Annotated in this window: 22 protein-coding genes, 1 other RNA gene and 1 pseudogene; 13 read left to right on the top strand and 11 right to left on the bottom strand. The window is 37.5% G+C overall.

Going from position 1 to position 24,224, the window contains the following annotated elements:
- The first annotated feature begins 39 nt into the window (after window positions 1–39).
- Window positions 40–1,551 carry a threonine ammonia-lyase, biosynthetic gene (ilvA, locus tag H6G06_RS09060; protein WP_190559822.1) on the top strand — a complete coding sequence of 504 codons (1,512 nt, stop codon included), beginning with the start codon at window positions 40–42 and terminating at the stop codon, window positions 1,549–1,551.
- A gap of 100 nt (window positions 1,552–1,651) precedes the next feature.
- Here ilvA and H6G06_RS27980 read toward each other — a convergent pair.
- The 5 genes and pseudogenes from H6G06_RS27980 to H6G06_RS09035 all read right to left on the bottom strand — a co-directional run bounded on the left by H6G06_RS27980 (window position 1,652) and on the right by H6G06_RS09035 (window position 7,705).
- Window positions 1,652–2,068: pseudogene (locus H6G06_RS27980) on the bottom strand (ribosomal maturation YjgA family protein).
- A gap of 282 nt (window positions 2,069–2,350) precedes the next feature.
- Window positions 2,351–3,769, bottom strand: coding sequence for a UDP-N-acetylmuramoyl-L-alanine--D-glutamate ligase (gene murD / locus H6G06_RS09050; RefSeq protein WP_190559243.1), 1,419 nt, complete (start codon window positions 3,767–3,769; stop codon window positions 2,351–2,353).
- Window positions 3,770–3,849: 80 nt separating this feature from the next.
- Window positions 3,850–6,075, bottom strand: a complete 2,226-nt coding sequence (gene glyS / locus H6G06_RS09045; protein WP_190559241.1) for a glycine--tRNA ligase subunit beta — start codon at window positions 6,073–6,075, stop codon at window positions 3,850–3,852.
- Window positions 6,076–6,270: 195 nt separating this feature from the next.
- Window positions 6,271–7,056, bottom strand: coding sequence for a glycoside hydrolase family protein (locus tag H6G06_RS09040; RefSeq protein WP_190559239.1), 786 nt, complete (start codon window positions 7,054–7,056; stop codon window positions 6,271–6,273).
- A gap of 109 nt (window positions 7,057–7,165) precedes the next feature.
- Window positions 7,166–7,705 (bottom strand): 2'-5' RNA ligase family protein, encoded by a 540-nt coding sequence (locus tag H6G06_RS09035; RefSeq protein ID WP_190559238.1) that lies wholly within the window; start codon window positions 7,703–7,705, stop codon window positions 7,166–7,168.
- Between the two features lie 185 nt (window positions 7,706–7,890).
- On the opposite strand from H6G06_RS09035, the gene H6G06_RS09030 reads away from it, so the two are divergent.
- The 5 genes from H6G06_RS09030 (at window position 7,891) to queF (ending at window position 9,734) form a co-directional block, all read left to right on the top strand.
- Window positions 7,891–8,157, top strand: coding sequence for a YciI family protein (locus H6G06_RS09030; RefSeq protein ID WP_190559820.1), 267 nt, complete (start codon window positions 7,891–7,893; stop codon window positions 8,155–8,157).
- A 37-nt stretch (window positions 8,158–8,194) separates the two neighbouring features.
- Window positions 8,195–8,291: signal recognition particle sRNA small type (gene ffs / locus H6G06_RS09025), an RNA gene on the top strand.
- 25 nt (window positions 8,292–8,316) lie between these two features.
- Window positions 8,317–8,700 (top strand): phasin family protein, encoded by a 384-nt coding sequence (locus H6G06_RS09020; protein ID WP_190559236.1) that lies wholly within the window; start codon window positions 8,317–8,319, stop codon window positions 8,698–8,700.
- A 167-nt stretch (window positions 8,701–8,867) separates the two neighbouring features.
- Complete coding sequence (locus H6G06_RS09015; RefSeq protein WP_190559233.1) at window positions 8,868–9,275, top strand: hypothetical protein; 408 nt, start codon at window positions 8,868–8,870, stop codon at window positions 9,273–9,275.
- A 48-nt stretch (window positions 9,276–9,323) separates the two neighbouring features.
- Window positions 9,324–9,734, top strand: coding sequence for a preQ(1) synthase (gene queF / locus H6G06_RS09010; RefSeq protein WP_190559231.1), 411 nt, complete (start codon window positions 9,324–9,326; stop codon window positions 9,732–9,734).
- Between the two features lie 60 nt (window positions 9,735–9,794).
- On the opposite strand, the gene H6G06_RS09005 is transcribed toward queF, so the two are convergent.
- From H6G06_RS09005 to H6G06_RS08990, 4 genes are all read right to left on the bottom strand, one after another.
- Window positions 9,795–10,496 carry a serine/threonine-protein kinase gene (locus H6G06_RS09005; RefSeq protein WP_190559229.1) on the bottom strand — a complete coding sequence of 234 codons (702 nt, stop codon included), beginning with the start codon at window positions 10,494–10,496 and terminating at the stop codon, window positions 9,795–9,797.
- A gap of 91 nt (window positions 10,497–10,587) precedes the next feature.
- Complete coding sequence (locus tag H6G06_RS09000; protein WP_190559227.1) at window positions 10,588–11,961, bottom strand: cytochrome c biogenesis protein; 1,374 nt, start codon at window positions 11,959–11,961, stop codon at window positions 10,588–10,590.
- A gap of 3 nt (window positions 11,962–11,964) precedes the next feature.
- Window positions 11,965–12,705: a cytochrome c biogenesis protein CcdA gene (locus H6G06_RS08995; protein ID WP_190559225.1), complete on the bottom strand. Its 741-nt coding sequence runs from the start codon at window positions 12,703–12,705 to the stop codon at window positions 11,965–11,967.
- Window positions 12,706–12,784: 79 nt separating this feature from the next.
- The gene (locus H6G06_RS08990) at window positions 12,785–13,840 is read right to left on the bottom strand and encodes a DMT family transporter (protein WP_190559224.1); all 1,056 of its coding nucleotides are present in this window, start codon (window positions 13,838–13,840) and stop codon (window positions 12,785–12,787) included.
- A gap of 196 nt (window positions 13,841–14,036) precedes the next feature.
- Here H6G06_RS08990 and H6G06_RS08985 point away from each other — a divergent pair, with 196 nt between their 5' ends.
- Together H6G06_RS08985 and H6G06_RS08980 are read left to right on the top strand one after the other, a co-directional pair.
- Window positions 14,037–14,441 carry a hypothetical protein gene (locus H6G06_RS08985; RefSeq protein WP_190559222.1) on the top strand — a complete coding sequence of 135 codons (405 nt, stop codon included), beginning with the start codon at window positions 14,037–14,039 and terminating at the stop codon, window positions 14,439–14,441.
- Between the two features lie 93 nt (window positions 14,442–14,534).
- Entirely contained in the window at window positions 14,535–15,275 is a 741-nt protein-coding gene (locus tag H6G06_RS08980; protein WP_190559220.1) for a DUF4079 domain-containing protein, read from the top strand.
- 7 nt (window positions 15,276–15,282) lie between these two features.
- Here H6G06_RS08980 and H6G06_RS08975 read toward each other — a convergent pair whose 3' ends face one another.
- Both H6G06_RS08975 and H6G06_RS08970 read right to left on the bottom strand, forming a co-directional pair.
- Window positions 15,283–15,468 carry a PIN domain-containing protein gene (locus tag H6G06_RS08975; protein ID WP_190559218.1) on the bottom strand — a complete coding sequence of 62 codons (186 nt, stop codon included), beginning with the start codon at window positions 15,466–15,468 and terminating at the stop codon, window positions 15,283–15,285.
- Between the two features lie 27 nt (window positions 15,469–15,495).
- Window positions 15,496–16,404 carry an AAA family ATPase gene (locus H6G06_RS08970; RefSeq protein WP_190559216.1) on the bottom strand — a complete coding sequence of 303 codons (909 nt, stop codon included), beginning with the start codon at window positions 16,402–16,404 and terminating at the stop codon, window positions 15,496–15,498.
- Window positions 16,405–16,588: 184 nt separating this feature from the next.
- On the opposite strand from H6G06_RS08970, the gene H6G06_RS08965 reads away from it, so the two are divergent.
- From H6G06_RS08965 to nifJ, 5 genes are all read left to right on the top strand, one after another.
- Window positions 16,589–17,029 (top strand): YidH family protein, encoded by a 441-nt coding sequence (locus H6G06_RS08965; RefSeq protein ID WP_190559214.1) that lies wholly within the window; start codon window positions 16,589–16,591, stop codon window positions 17,027–17,029.
- A gap of 95 nt (window positions 17,030–17,124) precedes the next feature.
- Entirely contained in the window at window positions 17,125–17,919 is a 795-nt protein-coding gene (locus tag H6G06_RS08960; protein WP_242039642.1) for a condensation domain-containing protein, read from the top strand.
- Window positions 17,920–17,980: 61 nt separating this feature from the next.
- Complete coding sequence (locus H6G06_RS08955; protein WP_190559212.1) at window positions 17,981–19,468, top strand: IS1380 family transposase; 1,488 nt, start codon at window positions 17,981–17,983, stop codon at window positions 19,466–19,468.
- Window positions 19,469–19,872: 404 nt separating this feature from the next.
- On the top strand, window positions 19,873–20,247 hold the full coding sequence (locus H6G06_RS08950; RefSeq protein WP_190559210.1) for a hypothetical protein: 375 nt from the start codon (window positions 19,873–19,875) through the stop codon (window positions 20,245–20,247).
- A 374-nt stretch (window positions 20,248–20,621) separates the two neighbouring features.
- The gene (gene nifJ, locus H6G06_RS08945; RefSeq protein WP_190559208.1) at window positions 20,622–24,200 is read left to right on the top strand and encodes a pyruvate:ferredoxin (flavodoxin) oxidoreductase; all 3,579 of its coding nucleotides are present in this window, start codon (window positions 20,622–20,624) and stop codon (window positions 24,198–24,200) included.
- The last annotated feature ends 24 nt before the right edge of the window (window positions 24,201–24,224 follow it).

The raw sequence follows: 24,224 nt of genomic DNA, 5'->3' as shown, positions 1-24,224 counted from the left end.
GTAAAATTAACAATCCAACCCCAAATTGCACCCCTTGATATGTATTGCGACTACCTGGTACAAATCCTCACCGCCCGCGTCTATGATGTAGCCCAGGAAACACCACTGGAAAATGCTCCCAACCTCTCGAACCGCATCAACAACAAACTGCTGCTGAAAAGGGAAGATATGCAGTCCGTCTTCTCCTTCAAACTGCGGGGTGCATATAACAAAATGGTCAACCTGCCCCCAGACTTACTTAAACAAGGTGTGATTGCGGCTTCTGCGGGAAATCATGCCCAAGGTGTGGCCTTGGCTGCCCGTCGCTTGGGAACAAAAGCCATCATTGTTATGCCCGTGATTACGCCCCAGGTAAAAATCAATGCAGTCAAAGCACGGGGAGGAGAAGTTGTCCTACATGGCAATAACTATGATGATGCTTACGCCCACGCCCGTCAATTGGAAGCGGAAAAAGGGTTAACCTTTATACATCCTTTTGATGATCCTGATGTCATCGCAGGCCAGGGAACCATCGGCATGGAAATACTGCGACAATATCAGCAACCTATCCATGCAATATTTGTGGCTATTGGTGGCGGGGGTCTAATTTCCGGTATTGCAGCTTATGTAAAGCGGTTGCGTCCCGAAATCAAAATTATCGGTGTCGAACCTGTAGACGCTGATGCTATGAGTCAGTCTCTTAAAGCCGGTCATCGGGTGCGCTTGTCCCAGGTGGGTTTATTTGCGGATGGGGTAGCGGTGCGGGAAGTGGGGGAAGAAACCTTCCGCTTGTGTCAGCAATATGTGGATGAAATCATTTTAGTAGATACCGATGCTACCTGTGCAGCGATAAAAGATGTGTTTGAGGATACTCGTTCTATTTTAGAACCTGCTGGGGCATTAGCGATCGCAGCTGCTAAAGCCTACGCAGAACGAGAACAAATCCAAGGACAAACCCTCATCGCTGTTGCTTGCGGTGCTAACATGAACTTTGACCGCTTGCGTTTTGTGGCAGAAAGGGCAGAATATGGGGAACGTCGAGAAGCCATTTTTGCGGTGACAATTCCCGAAGAACCAGGAAGTCTGCGTCAGTTTTGTGAATGTATTGGTAACAGGAATTTGACTGAATTTAATTATCGCATTGCTGATAATAAAGAAGCACATATTTTTGTCGGAGTACAAATTGAAAACCGCGCCGACGCAGCTAAAATAGTTGATAAATTTGAAGCCAGTGGTTTAAAAACAATTGATTTAACCGATGATGAATTAACAAAATTGCACCTGCGGCACATGGTCGGTGGACATTCTTTTCTTGCACACAATGAATTATTATACCGATTTGAATTTCTCGAACGTCCCGGTGCATTAATGAAATTTGTCGGTTCTATGTCTCCCGACTGGAATATCAGCTTATTTCATTATCGCAATAACGGCGCAGACTATGGGCGAATTGTGGTAGGAATGCAAGTACCACCCCATGAAATGGAACAATGGCAAGTATTTCTTGATTCCTTGGGTTATCGTTATTGGGATGAAAGCCAAAATCCTGCTTATAAGTTGTTTTTGGGTTAGGATTAATCTCACGCAGAGGCGCAGAGAACGCAGAGAAATGAGGGTTGAAGTGAGATTTTAATAGTCGGTTTTAACCGACTTTAGCTTTTAGACAGGGAATTTATTCCCTGGTTGATTTTTTATGTTTATCTTTTACACCCCATATCAATTTTAATCCTAGCCATCCTAACCCACTACCAATAAAATAATAGGGGAAATCTGCCCAAATGAACACACTACCAAGTACCATTTTTCCCCACCAAAATGAACGTAACCAATCTAAAAATGGTGGATGCCACAATTGCAGAAATTCCAATAAACAAGTAATTATCAATACCCATAAAGGAATTTGCCAAACTGTGCTACGAGTGGGAATAAATAAAAAGGCAAATAAACATCAAAATATCACATAAAAAATACCTCCTACTTCTTGGTTTAACCAGGAAATAGAATAACGGTAACGACTGTATAAAAGTCCTGTGATTAGAATGATTATTAAAGAAATTAAAGTTCGCAAGCGAATGGTTTTAAGTGGCATTTATGGTTTTTCAATATTTAGTATTTCTTGATGTATATTCAATATTTATAAATTACCAGTGTTTATAAAAATATAAAAGGCTTGGTGTTTTACCAAACCTTATTTACAGAAGTGAAAGACTCTTTTGAATTAAATCATTGATGATGTTGATTATTTATCTATCTTTAGAGCTAATTTATTCTGAACACAGATAAACGCATCATCAACAGGACAAAATTAAATTATACAATATCTTGATTTATCCCTCTTTATCTGCGTCTATCTGCGTGTATCTGCGTTTACTTATTCCTTCATCTTATGCACACATTGTAAACACAATTCCCGGAAATGTTCACCCCTAACTTCAAAATTCGGATATTGATCAAAACTCGCGCAAGCTGGAGATAATAACACCACTGAAGCTTGATATTGTTTCCCTAATTCTGCGGATTTGAGTACAGCTTTATCCATTGTTTCCACAATTTCATAATTACTATATCCCACTTGTTCCAGCCTTTGAGCAAAAGCATTTGCAGCACTACCAATAAGTAAAACAGCTGCTGTTTTATCCTTAATTTTATTTAACCAACCTGTATCATCGCCGGCTTTGGCTTCACCACCAGCTATTAAAATTGTGGGATTTTTTACCGATGCTAAACCAACTTCTGCGGCATCATAATTAGTGGCTTTGCTATCATTAATAAAATCAATTCCTTCCCATGTACATATATGTTCTAAGCGATGGGGAACGCCAGGAAATTCACGCACTGCGCGGGTAATTGCTTCAATTTCAATTCCTGCTAATCTTGCTGCACCTACTGACATCAGCAGATTTTGTTGGTTGTGTTCTCCTACCATTCGTAAATCAGAAACTTCGACAATTTGCTGAGGTGCTGAAGTTGCAGATAACTTTTCTATTACCCAACCATTTTCTATATAAAAGCCTTTTTCACCTATTAAATAATCTGCACCTTTCACACTTGTCCAATAAGCATCTGTCCAATGATTTAAACCTACTTGATTTAAATAAACATCATCACCGTTAAATATTTGCAATTGCGAATTTTTTAACAGTTTAGCTTTGATATTATAGTAATTTTCTAATGTTTTGTGACGGGCTAAATGATCTGGTGTGAAAGTTGTCCAAATACCAATTTTCGGTGCAAGGGTTACAGAAGATTCTATTTGATAACTGCTTAATTCTCCAATTACCCAATCTACAGAATTTTGGGTTTTATATTCTGTTCCCTGTTCCCTGTTCCCTGTTCCCTTTAAAGCTACTTCACAAGCAGCATAACCGATGTTACCACAGGCAGGGGCGTTAAATCCGGCGGCTTGAAAAATGGCAGCAGTTAGCGCGGTGGTGGTAGTTTTACCATTTGTACCGGTAATGGCTACCCAAGGGATATTTTGTAAATATCGCCAAGCTAGTTCCATTTCCCCAATGGTTTCAATTCCTAACTCTCGCGCTTTGACTAAGATAGGAATATCCCAAGGTACACCAGGACTAACAACTATTAATTTGGGTAAATGAGTATTATTGAGGTCTGGAACATGACCTAATTTAACGGGAATTTGTTCGTTAGCAAGTTCTTGTTGTTGTTCCAGGAGGTTTGGGGAGGTGCTACTATCGCTTAATTCTACCTCCCAGCCTTCCTGTTTCAACAATCTTGCCGCAGCAACACCGGACTTTCCCAATCCAATCACAATAGCTTCTGGCATAGACTGTGTAGCATCCCTGGTTAAGCTACCTTATCCTAACGTTAATTGGCAAAAATTACACCACTTTTTGTTGTCTTTTGCTACAGATTTTTAACAATTGCCCCAAAGTCAGCTAAAACACGAGCATGATTACGAAGTAATCCCAGCAAATTTAACCGATTTCGCTTAATATCTGGATTAGAATCCATGACTAACACGCTATCTTCACCATCAAAGAATTTACTCACGCTAGGAGCAATTTTTTCTAGGGCGGCTATTAACAGTTGATAGTTGCGTGTTTGTTGCGCGGTTTGGGTTTGAGGAACTAATTCTACTAAGGCGTTGTAGAATGCTGACTCAGAAGATTTTTGGAATAGTTCGGGATTAACTACCGCTGTTGGTTCTAACTGCTGGAAGTCTAAATCACCTTGTGCAGCCAGACGGGTAGAACGGTTGACGGTTTCGTAGATTTTATCTAATGTACCATCGTTGCGGATTTGTTGTAAATAAAGAGCGCGATCGCGTACATCTAATAAATCCTGTAATGCTCGTTCTGTGTATTCTGGATCATTTTCTCCCAAAACCGCATTTACCAAGTCATAATCTATCTGCTTTTCTTCTTGTAATAAGGTGCGAATCCTTTGTAAGAAAAATTCTCCCAATGTCACAATTAAAGATTTTGCATCTTTATTAAATGTGGTGGCGAAATTTGTAGCTATTTGTTCTAATAGCTGGGATAAATTAAGTTTTAATCCTCCTTCTTTGATAACTCTTCCATTTTCAGTAATAATCGCTAACCAAATAATTTGAATTAATCCATTAGCTGCACGTCTTAACGCAAAAGGATCAGAAGAACCTGTAGGTATTAAGCCCAAGCCAAATATACAGACTAAGGTATCTAATTTGTCTGCTAACGCTACAATTTTACCAGCCAGAGTTAAGGGTAATAAGCCATCTGGGATGTCATTTTCTGCTGTTAAATCCTCTTTTTTAATTGTTCTAACTGGCCAATAATGTTCCATTATTGCCCTTGCAACTTCGAGATCTTCACCACTTACTAAAGCATATTTTTCTCCCATTATTCCTTGCAATTCAGGAAACTCAAACACCATTTGAGTTACCAAATCTGCTTTACACAATAAAGCTGCTCTTTGGACTTTTTGGTGCTGTTCTTCTTCTAAATGCAATTGCTCACTGATTATTTCTGCAATTTTAACAATGCGATCTACCTTGGCGCGGACAGAACCTAAATCTTCTTGAAATGTGACGGTTTCTAGTTGGGGTAAAAAGCTTTCTAAAGGTTTTGCTCTATCAGATTCATAGAAAAATCTACCATCTGCTAACCTAGCACGAACTACTCTTTCGTTACCAACAGCAATGATATCTGATTTTTCAGGGTTGCCGTTAGAAATAGTGATGAAATTGGGTAATAATTCTTGCTGATAACCATCTTTAAACACAGGAAAATATCGCTGGTGAGTTACCATAACTTCTGTAATTACTTCTGTAGGTAATTCCAAAAACTCTGGTTCAAACTTGCCAACAACTGCGGATGGATATTCAACAAGATTGATGACTTCTTTTAACAAGTCAGGGTAAAATACTGTAGAGCCACCAGCCTCTTTTGCAGCTTTCTTCACTTGTTCAGTGATTATGCTTTCCCGTTCTTCTGGTGAAACAATTACATAACCAGAACGGAGAGTATTTACATATTCTGTCGCGTGGGAAATGCTTACAGGTTCAGGATGTAAAACGCGATGTGCTTGAGAAATGCTATCGCTCTTAACTATCTTCTCACCATTCTTTAATTCTAAAGGTAAAACATCCCCATCTAACAACGCAACCAACCAGCGAATAGGACGGGAAAACCTACCATCTCCACTTCCCCACCGCATCAACCGCTTTCCTTCCAAACCCCAAACCCACTGAGGTACAAGTTCCGTCAAAATTTCTGCAACTGGTCGGCCGGGAGTCTTTTTGTTGATAAAGACAAAATCACCCTTTTCCGTCGGTCGAATTTCAAAAGCTGACAGTTCCACACCTTGTTTTTTAGCAAACCCAACTGCTGCGGGTGTGGGTTGACCATCTTTAAAAGCTGCTTGTGCGGGAGGTCCTTTAATTTCTTCTTCTTTGTCTGGTTGCTGGGATGGTAAACCAGTGATGAGAACTGCTAACCGTCGGGGAGTTCCATAAACTTCTACGCTTTCCGCTTTGAGGTTGTTAGCTTCCAGAGTTTGCGGAATGCGCGATCGCCATTGTACTATGGCATTACTCAGAAAGCTTGCGGGTAGTTCTTCTGTACCAACTTCTAATAAAAACGCAGGCATAAGTCACTAATGTTTATCAGTCAATTCCACCAGTTTACCTTGTGATCAGGCTCTGAGATGCGATGTACAGCAGATTTGGCGGAAGTTTCTTTTCCTGTGGCAAAAAGCAGCCAACTTATGTAGAGATGTTGTATGCAGCGTCTCTACAATATAAATGATGTCCTAGCTCTCATATAAATTATAAAATTTACAAAATCAGGACTCAGCTATGGGCTTCAAAAACAGTTTAGCCTCTGCCAGTCTCCTCCGTCTTAACCCTGCTTCCACCTTGCTACCAGGGTTTCTGTATTTAATAAACGTCTCTTCAATTTGATCCCACTGCTTATTTTCTAAGACTCTCGTGATGCTTTGAAAACCAGGCTTCCCATAGAAATTAGCACCTAAGTTGTAACCAAAACTTAATAAAGCACCCTGTTGGTTAGCATTTAACTCATTCCATACAGGAATTTTTTGCAGAGATGGCAGATAGTTTTTCTCTAGCTGCATCATCAATAAATCTTCTGCTTCTTCCTTGGTAATTGTTTCACCTAATTTCCACTCACTACCATCTTTTTTGCGAGTAGTTCCCCAACCAATGGTTATAGGTTTATTACCAGTTTTAGGATCAGGATAAGCTTTTAAACATAAGCCTTCAAATTCTTTAATCAGGGTAACTCCTGCAAGGGGAAGGTTCCCAGATATACCACCGTAAAAACCAGAATTTAAGTTTTGAATAGGCTGCTTTAAAGTATTATTTAGATTATTATTAAGAGCATTATTTAAAGACCTCTGAGTTTTTGCTCCCACCACTCCATCAGCCTCAAGTCCTTGTTTTTGTTGAAACTGTTTCACAGCTGCTAAAGTCTTGTTACCAAAATCACCATCTATCTTACCTGGATTTAAGTTGAGTGCTGTTAATATTTGTTGCAACTGCTCAACTTTTGCCCCTTGTGATCCTAGTTTGAGGGCTTCATTGGCATTGAGAATTAATTCGGTGGTCATGACGCTATCCTCGTGGGTCTAAATTTTAGAAAAAATAGAACATTTCCAAATTATCCATCAATTGGTATATTTTGATAGTTTAATTAAATTAAATATTTCTAAAGATTTTTTACTGAAAAGGAAACTCTGATTTAACATTCCACCGTTTACCGTCGTGAAGTAGTAGGGTTAAATTTTCAGCAGTGAATTCAAAATGCAATTGACGTTCTTTAAATTCTGGCCAAGCAGCATGAAAATTCTGTTTTCTTAAGTCCCGAAATGCGACTGTCAGATGAGGAGTAAAAGGACGAGCTTTGGCAACTTGATCAACAATTCTTAAGTTACTTTCTACATCAGTCATTAAATCTGATTGTAGTTTTAAAAGTGATGGAGTTTTAACCACATTAATGTATATAACACGGGGAGGAAAAGCCGCAAACCCACTCAGCGTAATTGGTACTGACGGCTGCTTGTGTGCGAACTCTTCCAGGGATGTTTCTAAAATTGATATATCCCTATCTACCATTTCAAAAGGTGGTTGCAGAGTAATATGTGGGGGAGACTTTTGTGCGCCACGACTAGCATACTTGTCTGCAAAATACTGTTTAATTTCGTTGGCGTAGTCCTGAATATTTTGGGGTGGGAGCAGGGAAATAAAAAAGCGACTCATTTATCAGTTATCAGTTATCAGTTATTGGTGATAGATCCCCAACTTCTTTGAGAAGTCAGCTATATGGATATTAGTTAGTAAAACGATAATCTAAAATAAATGAAATTATAAGATTGTCCTAATAAATTAAGATGACTTACTATGATAACTTATTTTCAATCCCAAATCAAAAATACCGAATTGATATGCCTTGGTTTGTCAAAATTGAAGCAGGTTTAGTGGATAAACCCACTTTTGACCAGTATGTACCCGCCCATACAGCCTACGTAAAAGCCTTGATAGATAAAGGACACAAAGCCAAAACCGGCTATTGGGCGCAAAGGGGAGGGGGGATGATGCTGTTTGAGGCAGCGTCAATGGATGAAGCACAGGCTATAGTTGCGGCTGATCCCTTGGTAGTCAACGGTTGTGTGAGTTATCAACTTCACGAATGGCGAATTGTTATAGAATGACACACAATTATGGAATTTTGATGTTATGATGATCTCAGACCTGGATCTATGCGACTTCAACGCCCAAATCTTGTCAGAACCGGAAGGTAGCAGCAATACGGGATGCTTGTGGTAGGCGTAGTCTCCGGGTCGCCCCATTTTTAGGAGTGCTTTGCAGCAATGCCTGGTTTTGGAGATATTGTTCAAAAAGCTTTTTACCTTGGTGTAGGCTTGGCTTCTTACGCTGGTGAGAAAGCAGGGGGAAAATTAGCCGAACTGCGATCGCAAGTCCAAAAACTGGCTGACGAGATGGTGGCTAAGGGAGAAATGAACACAGAAGAAGCTCGTCGTTTCGTAGAAGATATGATGAGGCAAGCCCAACAGCCCCAAACACCCGGTGAAACTTCGGAAAAAACAGCCCCTTCTGAACCTCGTCGCATCGAAATTTTGGAGGTAGATGAAGAACCAACTGTCAAAGAAGTCCCGAAAGAAAACGTGGATCACCTGCGTCAGCAAGTCGATGAATTGCAAGAACAATTAAAAAGACTTAAACGCGATCAGTGAAAATTAATTTTTTACCCTGAACATCAGCAAAAGTTGTAATTTGGGGAATGACGCTATATCTACAATCGGTTTGATGTGCATTGATTACTATGTGTTCTAGGTATTTTAGCACTCACAACCAAGTAAGGGGAAGCGTCCTGTTTGTAGCCAGTAAGACCGTTAAGCTTATGGAACCGTGGCAAAAAGACTTAATTGACATCCTCGAAACTGTGGCTGACGAAGTAGAAAGCTTCTTCCAAGGAATGAATGACATGGTAGATGCATTTTTTGAGCTAACGGAAGAAATCACCGAACAGGTACAGAACAACATTGCTGCTGATATTGACCAGTATTTACAGGAATTAGCTGAACCGCTGTTGGAAGTATACTGGGAACTGGAAGACGTGGTAGCAGATGTAGATCCGGGTTTTCCCTATGCAGTTGAAGCGACAATTGAGCAGAATCCTGCTTGTATAGGTTGTAGCAATTATCATGGTCAAGTTTATGGTGGTAATTTGTTAGTTTGCGCTATGCACCCCCACGGTTGGGATGACGCGAGTTGTCCAGACTGGGAAAAGAATAGCAGTGACTTTTAAGTGTTAAATTAGTTTTGATGAATCTCTGCATTTTTCTAGAATAATTTTATGACTAATTCTTTACCTGAGACTGTAACCCCAGCAACTCAACAAATGAAATATGGGGAAAGGGAAATACAAGAAGGAAAACTAATTACATTTCCTAATCCGCGTGTGGGTCGGCGTTATAATATTGATATTAGTTTACCGGAATTTACCTGTAAATGCCCATTTTCTGGTTATCCTGACTTTGCAACTATTTATATTTCCTACATCCCTGATGAACGGGTGGTAGAGTTGAAGGCTTTGAAGCTTTATATTAATAGCTATCGCGAACGATATATTTCTCACGAGGAGTCAGCTAATCAAATTTTAGATGATTTTGTTGCGGCTTGTGATCCGTTAGAAGTTACGGTGAAAGCTGATTTTACTCCCCGTGGAAATGTACATACTGTCGTTGAGGTAAGGCATCACAAGTAACTAAATTGTCTACCTCTGCCAACCTACAATATTATATCTTGGTGGGCAATGCCCACCCCATTAATTTTTGAGAGATTTCCGACGACGTAATCTGTGAATAAATTTTAATACATTACCTGCAAAAGAAGTTACAAAGCGGTAAGTTTTGCGAACCTTATCTAAAAGTGAATAAGGCACTCGTAATCGCAAAGGATATAAAATAGGCAGATATAGGCAATAATAAGCTTTTTTCAGATTATCCCATTTTGAGCAGCGTTCCTGGTGCAGAAAATCAGAAATATCAACAACTAAACCTCTCCCCTCAAACATCATCACATTTTTTCCATGCACGTCATGAGGGTAAAGTCCACGAGTCCGCGCATAATCCAAAGCACTATCAATATCTCTTATCACCTGGGGAGGAATACGCAAGCCCCTGTGCAGACAGTCATAAAGGGTAATACCATATAATCTTTTCAAAACTAACAAGCCTTCTTGAGCATAAAAACACTCAGAAAAAGCCGGATGAGAACCAAGACGCTGGTAAACTTCCAGTTCCTCCTCAAACCCAGGACGACCAGGTGCGTAAACTTTAACCACCATGTCTGGGTATTCAGGATGATAAACTACTGCTGCGTAGTTTCCTGTACCTAGTAGTTCCCACGGTGGGGGAAGATAGCGCACTTCTGCTGGGTTGTGAGGATGGACACTTTCGACAACTAACTGGGGTATCAGTTCTTGCTGAATACTTGCAATCAGTGACTGAATATTGAATTTATCCATAGGATATACGCACCATCTTGAGTGGTATCACATAAATACAATACACCACTCAATTGCTATTATGCCCCAGGAAGAAAAAATTAAGAGAAAATTATTTTTTTCCTGTATCAGTAAGTTGCTCTAAGATGCCCAAAACTTCTCTTTCAAAGGTAACTTGAGCGCGGTTAGTCTTACCACCAATATAGAAGATATTGCCTTTTTGTAATGCCCAAATTTGGGAATGGGAAAAATAACTCATCACCACACCCAACATCAACAAAGTAAAGCCAATATAAACAATGGGAATACCGGGGTCATATTTAATTTGTAAACCCGTGCTACCCACCACGTCCAGAATTTTCAAATTTACCCCATTTACAGGAATAGACATTCCTGCACGCACAGTATTAATTAATTTGCCTTGAGCATCATATATTAATACCATGCCTTGCAAATCTTTCGCTAATAGGGAAACACCTGCACTTAAATCAGGTTTAGTTGGAACCCAAGTTCCCCACAATCTTCCTTTACCTTTGGTGTCTAATAGTGCCATTGGTAATTGAAAAATGGGACTATTATTTAGTTTAACCCGAACCCCTGAAATTCCCCAATCTGTTTGATAAAAAACTACGCCATGATAACGCAAAGGTTGATTAACATAAATCTTTTCATGGTCTATTTCTTTTCCATCATTATCCAAAACAGATAAATCTGAATAGAATTGATCAATTCCTCCTTTGGGAGTATAGTCAATCCAAAATCTATTCACGCGCACCGACCAATCTTTCAACACGTCTTGAGATGACCAAGCACCAGATTCAATAATATTTCTGACTTGAAATGTATCACCACTAGCAATCATTTCTTGAGCCATAAATCCCGTCATTGCGCCCCATATTCCCCCTAGCAAAATCATCACAATACCAATATGCACAATAATCGGTCCAATGCGTCCGACTATCCCTTTACGGGCATAGAGAATATCATTTTTTTCCGGGTCTTGAAAGATTTTATAGCGAGTTTTTGCTAAAAGTGGTGTGAGTGAAGTTAAGGAAATACCATCTAATTCTGCACTCAAAGCTAACTTGTTAAATTTGCGGGGTTCGTCGTAATATTGCCATTTTTGGGCAGCTTTTAGGGCTGGTAATTGACGAGTAAAAGTACAAGCTGTTAAGCTTGTTCCAAATAAAACTAACAAAGCCAAAAACCACCAAGTTCGATAAACATGATCTAAACCTACAACTTGAATTACTTTCCAAGTGAGGAAACCAAATAAAGCCGGATGTTCTGGATAGTTAGATTGGTAAAAAGCTGGTATTTGTCCCTGTTCTATTACTGTACCACTAACGCTAAATAGGGCAATAATTAGCAACAAGATAATTGCTAATCTTAAATCTGTAAGCACAGGTAAAATTTCCCGTCGCAGGAAGCGAACAGGAATGGAAAACAAATTTAAGTCTTTGGATGTTGTGTTATCTACAGTCATTGTCTAGAAACTACCAAGGGGAATACGAGAAAGTAAGGAAAATACACCGAAACCTACTAATAATGCACCGCTAACCGGATTTATCCAACCAGACCAACGACGCAATTCTAATATTTTTTTAATCGACGCAGTAAATGTACCAGCTAAAATTAATGGGGCTACATATCCGGCTGTATAGGAAAGTAGTAAAACAGCACCTAAAAGCAAATCTTGGGTATTAGCAACCCAACCAAGTAAGCTGGCTAAAACTGGTGTGCTACAAGGGGAAGCCACCAAACCAAATGTTAAACCGATTGAGTAGGAACGCACTCCGGGAGGTAAATCTTGAGAAATCCAATTTGTTTCACCTAAAGATGGGAATTGTAGGGGTAGGGCTTCTAATAAATTCAAGCCCATAATAATCGCAATAATGCTAACAATAATTGGTAAACCAATTCCTACTTGACCGTAGACTTTTCCCACCAAACCTGCTAAAATTCCTAAGCCAGCCAATGTTGTTGCTAATCCTAAAGCAAACCAAGTTGATTGTGCCGCTGCTTGAAGTCGGCTTTTCGCTTCATAACCACCAATATAGCCGATAGTAATAGGCAGCATAGACAGCATACATGGCGTGAGACTGGTGAGCAAGCCGGCTGCAAAGATAATAGCAATACTGACGATGCTTAGGTGGGTGAGTTGGTTAGCAACTAGGGTGTTTGCGAATTGTTCAAGATGATAAATTTGGGTTTGCAGATTCTCCAGCATGGGTATGTTTGAATGGGAAAGGCTGACTCTGTTTGTATTTTAACTTAATTTGAGTATTTGCGTAATAATCAGGCTGTAGTTAAAAACCCTTAAATCCCATTTCTGCTTCTATCTTTTGTTTGATTTGAGTTAAACTCATTTTGGATACATATTGACTAATTTGACGTTTAGTTTGGATTTGTCCCAACAATATACCCACTAACACCAAGCTACCACCAATATATTGTGCTTGAGTAGGAATTTCACCCAATATCAAATAGGCTCCCAAAATACTAATTAGCGGTATAACTGAGCCAAATAAGGTACTTGTAGATACAGAGGAAGTTTTGAAGCCTTGGAGCCAGAGTAATTGACCTAAAACTACAATTACCGCACTATATAATAACATCCACTGCCACAGGAAAGGTGAAAACACATCTATGAAATGTTCTTTACCATAGAGTATTAAAGCAATAAAGAAAAATATTATTGTTCCTAAAGCAGTACGAAAAATGCTGTAAATTCCTACAGGAATTTGAGAGAGATGCTGTTTAGTGATAATTGTAGAAATAGCTACAGCTATAGAGGCTATAACAGTGAGAATCTCACCTAGTCCAATAGTAAAATCTCCCATATTCATCATGGCTTTTTCTGTTGGTTGAAGGATAATGGTTAAAGCAATACCAACGAAAGCTAAAAATGCTCCTATAATTTGCCAACGATTTACCCGTTCTTTTAAATATAAAACTGATAAGGCTAGTGTTAGAGGAGGTTCTAAACGTCCAACTAAAACAACATTGTTGACATTAGTAATAGCTAAAGCCTGAAAAAATAAACTGGGAGCTAATGCTCCTGAAAGAATAGCTACTATGGTGAGATAAAACCAATTTGGTTTAGACAATTGCTGAAGGGTAGCTTTGTTCCACTGTCGCCAATAAATAATCACTAAAATTATTAAGGCGCAAAGATTCCCTACAAATAAAACATTACACAAAGAAATGGGATTGCGATCGCCTATTAAATGTTGCGCTCCAATTTCTGTTAACTTGCGAGTTACAGCACTAGAAACGCCAAAAATCAAAGTAGCCAGTAAAAGGTACACTTTTCCGGAAACTTTGTCAACTAAATTAGTCCATTTTTTTGGTTTAGTCACCATAAATCCCGTGCTATTCAGCCACAATACATCATACTAGGCTTTCTAGATGAAGTTTAGGTGAGGTATTTCTGAAAAAATGCTGAGTAGAGGATTAATTATTATTTCTAATAAATTCAGAAAATTTATGGCTAGTCTTCAGATAATTTTCAGTATTGGATGGGATGGTTGATATAGTCGAAATTAATTCAGGAAAACAATGAAATTTACTTCTTCTTTACTTACAACTGTAGTTCTAGCTGGTATTGTTACTGTTTGGGATGTACCACTTAAAGCTATCAATCCTAATTTAGCTCAAGTATCAGCCCAAGAAGTTAAGCAAATGCAGAAAGCCGAAATGAAAGATTCTACAGGCTTAACTGCTCAAAAAAAGATTGAAATGCTGATGAAAAATAAAGGTCAGTTTGGTAGTGGTGATCAATTACGTCGTTTCTTTTTTGGTGACTTAGAACCAATTTCTGTACAACCTGGTGGTGCAGGTATGGTAGTTAATTTATACAATAAATCTAATAACGTGACAATTGCTTACTGTGCTACTTATGATGTAGTAGTAAATATCAAACAAGGTAAAATAAGCCAATTTCAACCTAGCGAAGTCAAGTAACTTTTTTCATTTTAATATCAGGACATTTTAGGTCTTGTGCCTAAAGTGTCTTTTTCAAACTTCAATAATCAATAAATATTTTCACCAAGTGATATGGCACTCAAAGATATCATTTTACTTTTACATCCAGTAATTGCTGTAACGGTAGTTTTTCCTTTAATGGGTATAGTCATAAATCGGGCTTTACAAGTGCGTCAACGTCGCTTAGAAACTGTGTCCACAGGTAAAAGCAAAATCCCTCCAATTGCAGGACAAGAACACGTGCAATTAGGTCGTTGGTTAACAGGTGCTGTTGTTGGTATTGTTTTAATAGCACTAGCTTATGCTATTTTTAGCAATGTTTTTGATCATCAAGTTTGGCTAAAATCATCTTTTCGAGTAGTATTTATTGTATTGCTTTTTGCCGCAACTATAGGTTCTACAATTTTACTATATCAAGCTAAAGCCAAAGATCAAAATTGGCGTGGTGTATTTGCTACTTTGACAGGTATGGGTTTAGTAATTCTTGGTTGTCAAGATGGAGTTTATCGTCTAACGAATAAATGGTATATGTCTCATTATTATTATGGCATAACTGCTGCTTTATTAATGATTTTTTCTTTGGCAATTTTACCAGAAATTTATAAGGATAAAACCAATGTTTGGCGTAAAATTCATATTGCTGCTAATTTTTTAGCACTGCTCTTATTTTTTGGTTTAGGAATGACTGGAACCTTATCTTTATTAGAAATTCCCTTGACTTGGCAAAAAGGTTATATTAATCAATTATATCAGAAACAATGTGATGCTAATAATTGTTTAATTACTAATCCTATTTTACCTGATAAACTTTGATGCAAATTTATTGATTTTTTAACCAATCCTGTAATTTTAAACCTGTGATTCTTGATAAATCCGAATCATGGGAAACTAAGATGAAATCGTGAATTATAGCTGTAGCTGCTATAGATATATCTGCATCTTGAATTGGTAATCCTCTTTGTTTTAAATCAGCATAAATCTCTGACGTTTTTTGAAATATCGCCATATCATCCGGGATCTTGTTGTCCAGTTTTTAAATATCTTCCCAGGTAATATTCATCATCATTTCTTTGTTAACATCATTGAGTTTTACCAATCTGTTAGCTTGTCTTTCAATTGTTTTCTCAAAGATATTTCTGACAAGTCTACCATTTCCAAAACTCTTATCTTTTTCATTATATAACTTGGTAAACTGTTGCAATAATTTTTCTTTACCTCGTGGGGTTATTCTATAATGTTGTTGCTTACATATTCCTTCAAAAATATTTAATAGTTCTTCTGGTTTATAGTCATCAAAATAAAAATATCTATTAAATCTCGACTGTAAACCAGGATTAGCATTAATAAAATGCAACATTTCATCACTATAACCAGCGACAATTACAACCAACCTATCTCGATAGTCTTCCATTCTTTTTAATAAAGTATCTATCGCTTCCTGTCCAAAATCTTTACCTGAACCTGCTGGTGCTAGTGCGTAAGCTTCATCAATAAATAATACTCCATCTAATGCTGATGTTACAACTTCATCTACTTTCAATGCTGTTTGTCCAACATATCCAGCAACCAAACCTGATCGATCAGTTTCCACAACATGACCTTGGGAAAGTATCCCTAATTCTTTGTATATTTCACCCATTAAACGCGCAACTGTGGTTTTACCAGTTCCCGGAGGACCACAGAAAACTGAATGTAAGGAGACAGAAATAGGAGGTAAACCTTGTTCCTGTCGCATTTTTTGAACTTTCAAAAAATTGATGAACGTATTGATTTCATTTTTGACATTTTCCATTCCCACCAGATGATTTAACTTATTGATAACATCATCTAAACCGTCCAATTTAGAATCAGAATTATTATGATGTTTCTTGTTCCCAGAGATATTTAAATCTCTCTTCATGCGTTGTAGTTCAGCTTCAATTTCTAAATCTCGATAAGTCATACCCTACATTCTTTCCTATTTCAAGTTATTCTCTATGAAAACGGGGCTATTTTAAGTAAAAATACGGTCAGTCTTAGTTAATTATAAATTAAAGTTAACAATATGCAATTGTAAATTACAAATTTTGATATTGTACCTAACACACTGTTCTATACTAGATAATGAAGAAATATAAGTGGTATAAATGAGTAAATTGCCTAATCTTGATCGTATACGAGAGCATCAAGCCAACGAGCGAACTTTTCTTGCTTGGTTACGTACTTCCATAGCATTAATTGGCTTTGGTTTTGCAATTGCTAGATTTGGTATATTTTTACGTCAAATTAACGCTGCTTTTACACAACAAGAAACTACTGTAAACCCCTTAGTCAACTCTGAAAACTTGGGAATCTTTTTAGTAGTATTTGGGATTATTACTATTGCTTTAGCCGCATGGAGATACAATCAAGTTTTCTGGCAAATTGAACAAGGTGATTATAGACCTAAACGTTTGCCAGTTTTGATTATGACTGGAGCAGTGATCATTTTCGGCTTGCTCAGTATTCCTTTACTTTTAATACGAAATCAAATACCTCAACGTCCGTCTTCTGCACCTAAACAAAATCAATCTTTTCATATTCGTTAATTTCTTGATTAATTTTTTTTAATATTTTTATTTTGGCATTTAAATTATACTAGTTTTTAATTAGTAAAATCCGACTTAAATTTGTTGAATTACCTATGGATAGAACTCTTGCACCAACAGAAAAATTTATGTGGTTATGGTACCAACAGCATCCTGAAAACGTTACTTTCTCAGTTACTATTACAGGGAAATTGAACGTTAACGGATTGAAAGATGCGTTAGCTTGGGTACAACAGCGTCATTCTCGACTGAGAGTGAAAATAATCATTAATGCAGAAAATCAGCCACAATTTTCAGAGAAAGATGTACCATCGATTCCATTAAAAGTAATTGAACGACAAGGAGAAAAAGATTGGTGTCAAGAAATGACATCAGAATTACTCATGCCTTTGTCTTGGAATCAAGCACCATTAATACGTGTGTTGTTGTTACTATCCCCTGATATTTCTAACCTTTTGATTACCTTTCATCACTGTATTGGAGATGGGATATCAGGTACTTATTTGATTAGAGATATTTTGCAATTTGTTGGTGAAGAAGATAGTTATAAAGACATATTACCAGATTTACCACCTGTTGATCAACTTCTACCTGAGACAGCAAAAAATTTAAGTTTAGTTGATGAACATTCACAAGAATCAACAAAGTGTGATTCTGTTTTCGCAGCAAATTTTCGCACCAAAAACAAAAAAGACGATTTTGATAATTTTAAGATTAGCCTATTTAATTGGACAATATCAGCTAAACATACTAACCAATTAATTTCCCGTTGTCGAAAGGAGAAAACCTCTGTGCATGGTGCTTTGTACGCAGCATTCTTATTAGCTATTTTTGCAGAAATAAATGCCCAGGAAACAACTACCTTTACCCGGATTTCTCACAAAGCTTGAAGAAATAGGGGTCAAAAACTGCCAAAATGTATATTGCAAAAGAATTCCAGCAGTTTGAAGTATGACCCCAAATAAAAACGATTGTATACCGGAAAAGTTCATATTTGAACAAGTAAAATCATGTCCAGTTATAGTTAATTTCAAGGGTGAGCCTGTAACATCGGATGCAGGACTAACGCTAATTGCGGAACTGGACAGAAAAAGAGAAATAACATCACGACTAGCAGGATGTTTCAAAGACTACCGAGAGCCAAATAAAATTCTGCATCCAGTTAATAGCTTAATTGCACAAAGAATATATGGCTTAATCATGGGCTATGAGGATATAAATGACCACGAAACTTTACGTCATGATCCAATATTTTCGCTTGCGGTTGGAAAAGTTATTAATTCGGGACAAGGAGCAATTACTTTGGCTGGAAAAAGTACCTTAAATCGGCTTGAGCATTGTCCAGAAGATGTATCATCAAGGGCAGATAGTAGATATCACCGTATTGAACATGATGGATCAGCAATAGAAACACTACTAGTTGAGCTATTTATAGAATCGTATCGAAAGCCGCCACGACAGATAATTTTGGATTTAGATGTTACCGATGATTTAGTTCATGGAAATCAAGAAGAGACATTTTTTAATCCTTATTATCGAGGGTATTGTTATACTCCACTTTATATTTTCTGTGGAAAACATTTACTTGCCGCCAAACTTCGGGCATCTAATGTTGACCCAGCAGGAGGTGGGCTAGAAGAATTACAACGAGTCATAAAAATAATCCGCTCAAAATGGAAAGATGTAAAAATTATTATTCGCGGAGATAGCGCATATTCGAGAGACGATATAATGAGTTGGTGTGAATCTCAAAGTGAAATTGATTATGTATTTGGACTTGCTCCAAATAATCGGTTACTTCAGTTATCTCAATCAATAAAGTATCGTGCATCTCAGGAATACTCAGGAAAACTTCAACCTATAGTTGAGTTTTTTCAAAGCTTATTTCCTCCATCACCAGATTTAAAAAATGATGCAACAGCATTTGTTCGTAACTCAGTTTGGTACTGTTCTCTTGACTATCAAACACTAGATAGTTGGAGCCGCAATCGTCGTGTTGTTGCCAAAGTTGAGTATAGCGAGAAAGAAGTTGATACTCGCTTTGTAGTGACTTCACTTCCTATCAATAAAATTCCTCCAGGACGACTTTATACTCAAAAATATTGCCCACGCGGAAATATGGAGAATTGTTTAAAAGAACAAAAACTAGGATTACATAGCGATAGGACTAGTACCCATACATTTGAAGGTAATCAATTACGTTTGTGGTTTGCCTCTATTGCTTATGTGTTGATGAATGCTCTGCGGGAGCAATGTTTAACAAAGACAGAATTCCAAAATGCAACTGTTGAGACTATACGCACAAAATTATTGAAGTTAGGAGCCGTGATTACCATTAGTAAACGACGTATTTTAATTGTAATTAGTAGTGCTTGCCCTTATAGGAAAATTTTTGCCACGGTTTATAATCGCTTATCTAAACTACCTTATCCTGGCTAATAATGGACTAATTAAATTTATGATTAATAGCTGCTGATTTGGGGTTATTTTACTTGATTTTAACCCATGTATTGGTATGTAAATTTTTACTACTAGAAGTTTTTAGTCTCAGCATTTGTTGATTTTAATGTATTATAAATATCTCTACTCTATTCGGTTTTTACTTTGAGTTGCCCACACCTAAAGGTATTTTGATAATGTATCAATTAAATCATTTCAAATCCGGTTAATCCCAGTGTTTTTTTCTCACTTGTGAGAAATCCGGGTTTAGATGTCATTCACCGATAAATATTCGCAAATATTTAAATATTCCTATAGGTGAAAATTTAGGTGAATATATTACTCGTCCAATTATCTCGCATCAAGTTAGTAAAGATACTGATTTTTGGGATTTAGCCCGCGAAGTGAAACACAAATTAAATCAAGTTATTACAGAAGGGAAATTATTTAATGATGTATTCATGGCTAGAGAAATAATCTCTAATGACTCTCAACCCAATGTCAAGATTTTGAGTCTACTGGATAATCTTATGATGGATATTGCAATTACTAACTTAGGTATTCTCAATATTCCGCAGCAATTTGGACAATTACAAATAGAAGAAGTTTATGTAATGGCTACAGCACCAAAAACTCTACCATTATTAATAGGTGTAGCAACAATAGGGGGTAAAATGTGCTTGATATGTCGTTATATAGAATCTATTATTCCCAGTGAAAATGCTCATAATATTAAAGAGAGATTTATGCAGCAGCTACTTACATTTATTAATTGTTAATTAACCTCAAAGGCAAATTTGAGAATAACCGATTATACCTAAATTCTTAGAAATGCCAATTGAGCCAAGATCAAATTATCCCGTACCCCTACCCTATCCACAGTAATTAAGTATCTGAAACCCTTATAACTTAAAGGCTATACTTTTTGAGTACATGATTAATATGTATTAATAGATAGGATTCTGTCTAGGAGATAATAATATCTAAAAGCTGGGCTAGAAGTCATAATAATTAATAATTCATAATTCATAATTCATAAAAATGTAGAAAATATCACAAATTAACTTCCTGACTCTAGCTATTTTCAATGCTTATCTTTTTGGGTTCTCTGCATACAGTTAAAACAACCACAAAAGACACAGGAAGAAAAATCATGAACAAATCTTTTGCCACAATTGATGGTAATGAAGCGGTTGCGCGTGTAGCTTACAAATTAAACGAAGTAATTGCCATTTATCCTATCACACCATCTTCAGCAATGGGTGAATGGGCTGATGCTTGGATGTCAGAAAATAAACCAAATTTATGGGGTACAATTCCTAGCGTCACCCAAATGCAAAGTGAAAGTGGTGCGGTTGCTGCGGTACATGGTGCATTACAAACAGGTGCTTTAAGTACAACTTTCACTGCTTCCCAGGGTTTGTTATTAATGATTCCCAACTTGTACAAAATTGCAGGAGAATTAACCAGTTTTGTCCTTCATGTTTCTGCACGTTCTTTAGCTACACACGCTTTATCTATTTTCGGTGATCATAGTGATGTGATGGCTGCAAGAAGCACAGGTTTTGCATTATTATGTTCTGCTTCTGTACAAGAAAGTCATGATTTTGCTTTAATTTCTCATGCTGCAACTTTAGAAGCGCGTGTTCCTTTTATGCACTTCTTTGATGGTTTTAGAACTTCCCATGAAGTGCAGAAAGTTGAGTTATTATCTGATCAACATTTACAGGAACTTATTCCTTTAGAATTAATATCCGCACATCGTCAACGCTGTTTAACCCCCGATAAACCAGTGTTAAGAGGAACTGCACAAAACCCCGATGTTTACTTTCAATCTCGTGAAGGTGCAAACCCTTATTACAATGCTTGTGCAGAAATTGTCCAAAAGAACATGGACAAATTTGGAGAGATAACAGGACGATATTACAAGTTATATGAATATCATGGTGTACCTGATGCAGAACAAGTAGTGATTATCATGGGTTCTGGTTGTGAAACAGTCCATGAAACCGTTGATTATTTAAATCAAAGAGGTGAAAAAGTTGGAGTTTTAAAAGTGCGACTTTTTCGACCTTTTGATGTAGGAAGACTTGTAGAAGCTTTACCTAATAGTGTCAAATCAATCGCAGTTCTTGATAGAACAAAAGAAGCTGGAAGTGCGGGAGAACCTTTATATTTAGATGTGGTGACTGCTATTTATGAAGGATGGAAAAAAACCACATTTCCCAAAATTGTGGGTGGTAGATATGGTTTATCTTCTAAAGAGTTTACTCCTGCAATGGTGAAAGCTGTTTTTGATAATCTTGCTCAAAATTCACCCAGGAATCATTTTACAATTGGTATTAATGATGATGTAAGTTTCACATCTTTGAAATTTGATGCCAATTTTTCGACAGAATCAGATAATGTAGTTCGTGCTATGTTTTATGGTTTGGGTTCTGATGGTACAGTAGGTGCAAATAAGAACTCGATCAAAATTATCGGTGAAGGTACAGAAAATAACGCCCAAGGTTATTTTGTGTATGATTCTAAAAAGTCCGGTTCAATGACAGTTTCTCATTTGCGTTTCGGACTGAGTAAAATTCGTTCCACTTACCTCATCGACAAAGCTAATTTTATTGGTTGTCATCACTGGGGTTTCATCGAAAAAATTGATATCTTAAAAAATGCAGCACCGGGGGCTTCTTTATTATTAAATAGTCCTTACGAAGCAGAGACAGTTTGGGAACATTTACCAGGAAAAGTAAAAAAACAAATTCTCGATCAAGACTTGAAAGTTTATGCTATTAATGCTAGTCAGGTAGCAAAAAATAGTGGGATGGGTAGAAGAATTAACACTATTATGCAGGTGTGTTTCTTCGCTTTAGCCGGAGTATTACCACAGGATAAAGCCATTGCTAAAATCAAACAAGCCATAGAAAAAACCTATGGTAAAAAAGGTGCAGAAGTTGTCAAAATGAATTTAAAAGCTGTAGACAACACTTTAGAAAATCTGCACCAAATCGAAATTCCTTTCGTTGAAAAAGGTGAATTTTTAGATGTAGAGAAATTAGCAACATCTCTACAAAAAAATGCACCGAAATTTGTAGAAGATGTTCTTGGTAAAATCATGTTATGGGAAGGTGACGACTTACCTGTAAGTGCTTTACCTGCGGATGGAACTTTCCCCAGTGGAACTGCGAAATGGGAAAAACGCAACGTTGCAGAAGAAATACCCATTTGGGATAAAAATGTCTGCGTTCAGTGCGGTAAGTGTGTGATGGTTTGTCCTCATGCTGCTATTCGTGCGAAAGCTTATCAAGCGGATAAATTAGCAAATGCACCTGCAACTTTTAAGTCAACAAACGCGAAATATAAAGATTTTGCTACCCAGAAATTTACTATTCAAGTCGCACCAGAAGACTGTACAGGTTGCAGTATTTGTGTAAATGTTTGTCCTGCGAAAAATAAAGCAGAACCGACGAAAAAAGCCATCAATATGAGTCCGCAGTTACCCATCAGAGAACAGGAACGGGAAAACTGGGATTTCTTTTTGAGTTTACCCAACCCAGACCGTAGGAAGTTGAAATTAAACCAAATTCGGCAACAACAACTACAAGAACCGTTGTTTGAATTTTCCGGTGCTTGTGCAGGATGCGGAGAAACACCCTACCTTAAATTATTAACACAATTATTTGGCGATCGCTCACTCATTGCTAACGCTACCGGTTGTTCTTCTATCTACGGTGGAAATTTACCCACAACTCCTTGGAGTCAAAACGCTGATGGAAGGGGTCCAGCATGGTCTAATAGTTTATTTGAAGATAACGCCGAATTTGGTTTTGGTTATCGCTTATCTTTAGATAAACAATCGGAATTTGCAGCGGAATTATTGCAACAATTAACTAGTGAAATCGGCGATAATTTAGTTAATGATATCCTCAAAGCTGAACAAAAAGACGAAGCAGATATTTGGGAACAACGGGAAAGAGTCGCAATTCTCAAACAAAAGTTAGATGAGATGTTGCACAATTTAGAAACGTTCCATGGAACGTCTCTACAAAAAACAAAAATCCAAAATCTCAAATCCCTCGCTGATTATTTAGTCAAGAAAAGCGTTTGGATAGTAGGTGGTGATGGCTGGGCTTATGACATTGACTTTGGTGGAATTGACCACGTTTTAGCCAGTGGTAAAAATGTCAATATCCTCGTCATGGATACAGAAGTTTATTCTAACACAGGCGGGCAATCTTCCAAAGCAACTCCTAAAGCCGCAGTTGCTAAATATGCGACCGGTGGTAAACCTGCACCTAAAAAAGATTTAGGTTTAATGGCCATGACTTATGGTAATGTTTATGTTGCCAGCGTCGCTTTAGGTGCGCGGGATGAACATACATTAAAAGCATTTTTAGAAGCGGAAGCTTTTGATGGACCATCCTTAATTATTGCCTACAGTCATTGTATTGCTCACGGTATTGATATGACCAGCGGTTTACAACAGCAAAAGGCGTTAGTAGACTCAGGAAGATGGTTGTTATATCGCTATAATCCGGCATTGCAAAATGAGGGTAAAAATCCCTTACAATTGGATATGAAAGCACCTTCTGAATCGGTAGAAAAATCCATGTATCAGGAGAACCGGTTTAAGATGTTGACGAAGAGTAAACCGGAAATTGCGAAGTTGTTGCTAGAACAAGCGCAAGCGGAAGTAAATGCAAGATGGGAAATGTATCAATATTTAGCGAATAGGTAAAGGGTAATTGGTAATGGGTAATTG

Source organism: Anabaena sphaerica FACHB-251 (assembly GCF_014696825.1).
In the GTDB taxonomy this organism is placed as follows: domain Bacteria; phylum Cyanobacteriota; class Cyanobacteriia; order Cyanobacteriales; family Nostocaceae; genus RDYJ01.
The sequence above is the reverse complement of the archived record's forward strand: the minus strand, read 5'-3'. Positions and strand labels throughout refer to the sequence as shown.

Excerpts from the sequence above, each read along its gene's own strand:
- ilvA (WP_190559822.1), top strand. The coding sequence starts at position 40 with ATGTATTGCGACTACCTGGTACAAATCCTCACCGCCCGCGTCTATGAT.
- murD (WP_190559243.1), bottom strand. The coding sequence starts at position 3,769 with ATGCCAGAAGCTATTGTGATTGGATTGGGAAAGTCCGGTGTTGCTGCG.
- glyS (WP_190559241.1), bottom strand. The coding sequence starts at position 6,075 with ATGCCTGCGTTTTTATTAGAAGTTGGTACAGAAGAACTACCCGCAAGC.
- H6G06_RS09040 (WP_190559239.1), bottom strand. The coding sequence starts at position 7,056 with ATGACCACCGAATTAATTCTCAATGCCAATGAAGCCCTCAAACTAGGA.
- H6G06_RS09035 (WP_190559238.1), bottom strand. The coding sequence starts at position 7,705 with ATGAGTCGCTTTTTTATTTCCCTGCTCCCACCCCAAAATATTCAGGAC.
- H6G06_RS09030 (WP_190559820.1), top strand. The coding sequence starts at position 7,891 with ATGCCTTGGTTTGTCAAAATTGAAGCAGGTTTAGTGGATAAACCCACT.
- H6G06_RS09020 (WP_190559236.1), top strand. The coding sequence starts at position 8,317 with ATGCCTGGTTTTGGAGATATTGTTCAAAAAGCTTTTTACCTTGGTGTA.
- H6G06_RS09015 (WP_190559233.1), top strand. The coding sequence starts at position 8,868 with ATGGAACCGTGGCAAAAAGACTTAATTGACATCCTCGAAACTGTGGCT.
- queF (WP_190559231.1), top strand. The coding sequence starts at position 9,324 with ATGACTAATTCTTTACCTGAGACTGTAACCCCAGCAACTCAACAAATG.
- H6G06_RS09005 (WP_190559229.1), bottom strand. The coding sequence starts at position 10,496 with ATGGATAAATTCAATATTCAGTCACTGATTGCAAGTATTCAGCAAGAA.
- H6G06_RS09000 (WP_190559227.1), bottom strand. The coding sequence starts at position 11,961 with ATGACTGTAGATAACACAACATCCAAAGACTTAAATTTGTTTTCCATT.
- H6G06_RS08995 (WP_190559225.1), bottom strand. The coding sequence starts at position 12,705 with ATGCTGGAGAATCTGCAAACCCAAATTTATCATCTTGAACAATTCGCA.
- H6G06_RS08990 (WP_190559224.1), bottom strand. The coding sequence starts at position 13,840 with ATGGTGACTAAACCAAAAAAATGGACTAATTTAGTTGACAAAGTTTCC.
- H6G06_RS08985 (WP_190559222.1), top strand. The coding sequence starts at position 14,037 with ATGAAATTTACTTCTTCTTTACTTACAACTGTAGTTCTAGCTGGTATT.
- H6G06_RS08980 (WP_190559220.1), top strand. The coding sequence starts at position 14,535 with ATGGCACTCAAAGATATCATTTTACTTTTACATCCAGTAATTGCTGTA.
- H6G06_RS08975 (WP_190559218.1), bottom strand. The coding sequence starts at position 15,468 with ATGGCGATATTTCAAAAAACGTCAGAGATTTATGCTGATTTAAAACAA.
- H6G06_RS08970 (WP_190559216.1), bottom strand. The coding sequence starts at position 16,404 with ATGACTTATCGAGATTTAGAAATTGAAGCTGAACTACAACGCATGAAG.
- H6G06_RS08965 (WP_190559214.1), top strand. The coding sequence starts at position 16,589 with ATGAGTAAATTGCCTAATCTTGATCGTATACGAGAGCATCAAGCCAAC.
- H6G06_RS08960 (WP_242039642.1), top strand. The coding sequence starts at position 17,125 with ATGGATAGAACTCTTGCACCAACAGAAAAATTTATGTGGTTATGGTAC.
- H6G06_RS08955 (WP_190559212.1), top strand. The coding sequence starts at position 17,981 with ATGACCCCAAATAAAAACGATTGTATACCGGAAAAGTTCATATTTGAA.
- nifJ (WP_190559208.1), top strand. The coding sequence starts at position 20,622 with ATGAACAAATCTTTTGCCACAATTGATGGTAATGAAGCGGTTGCGCGT.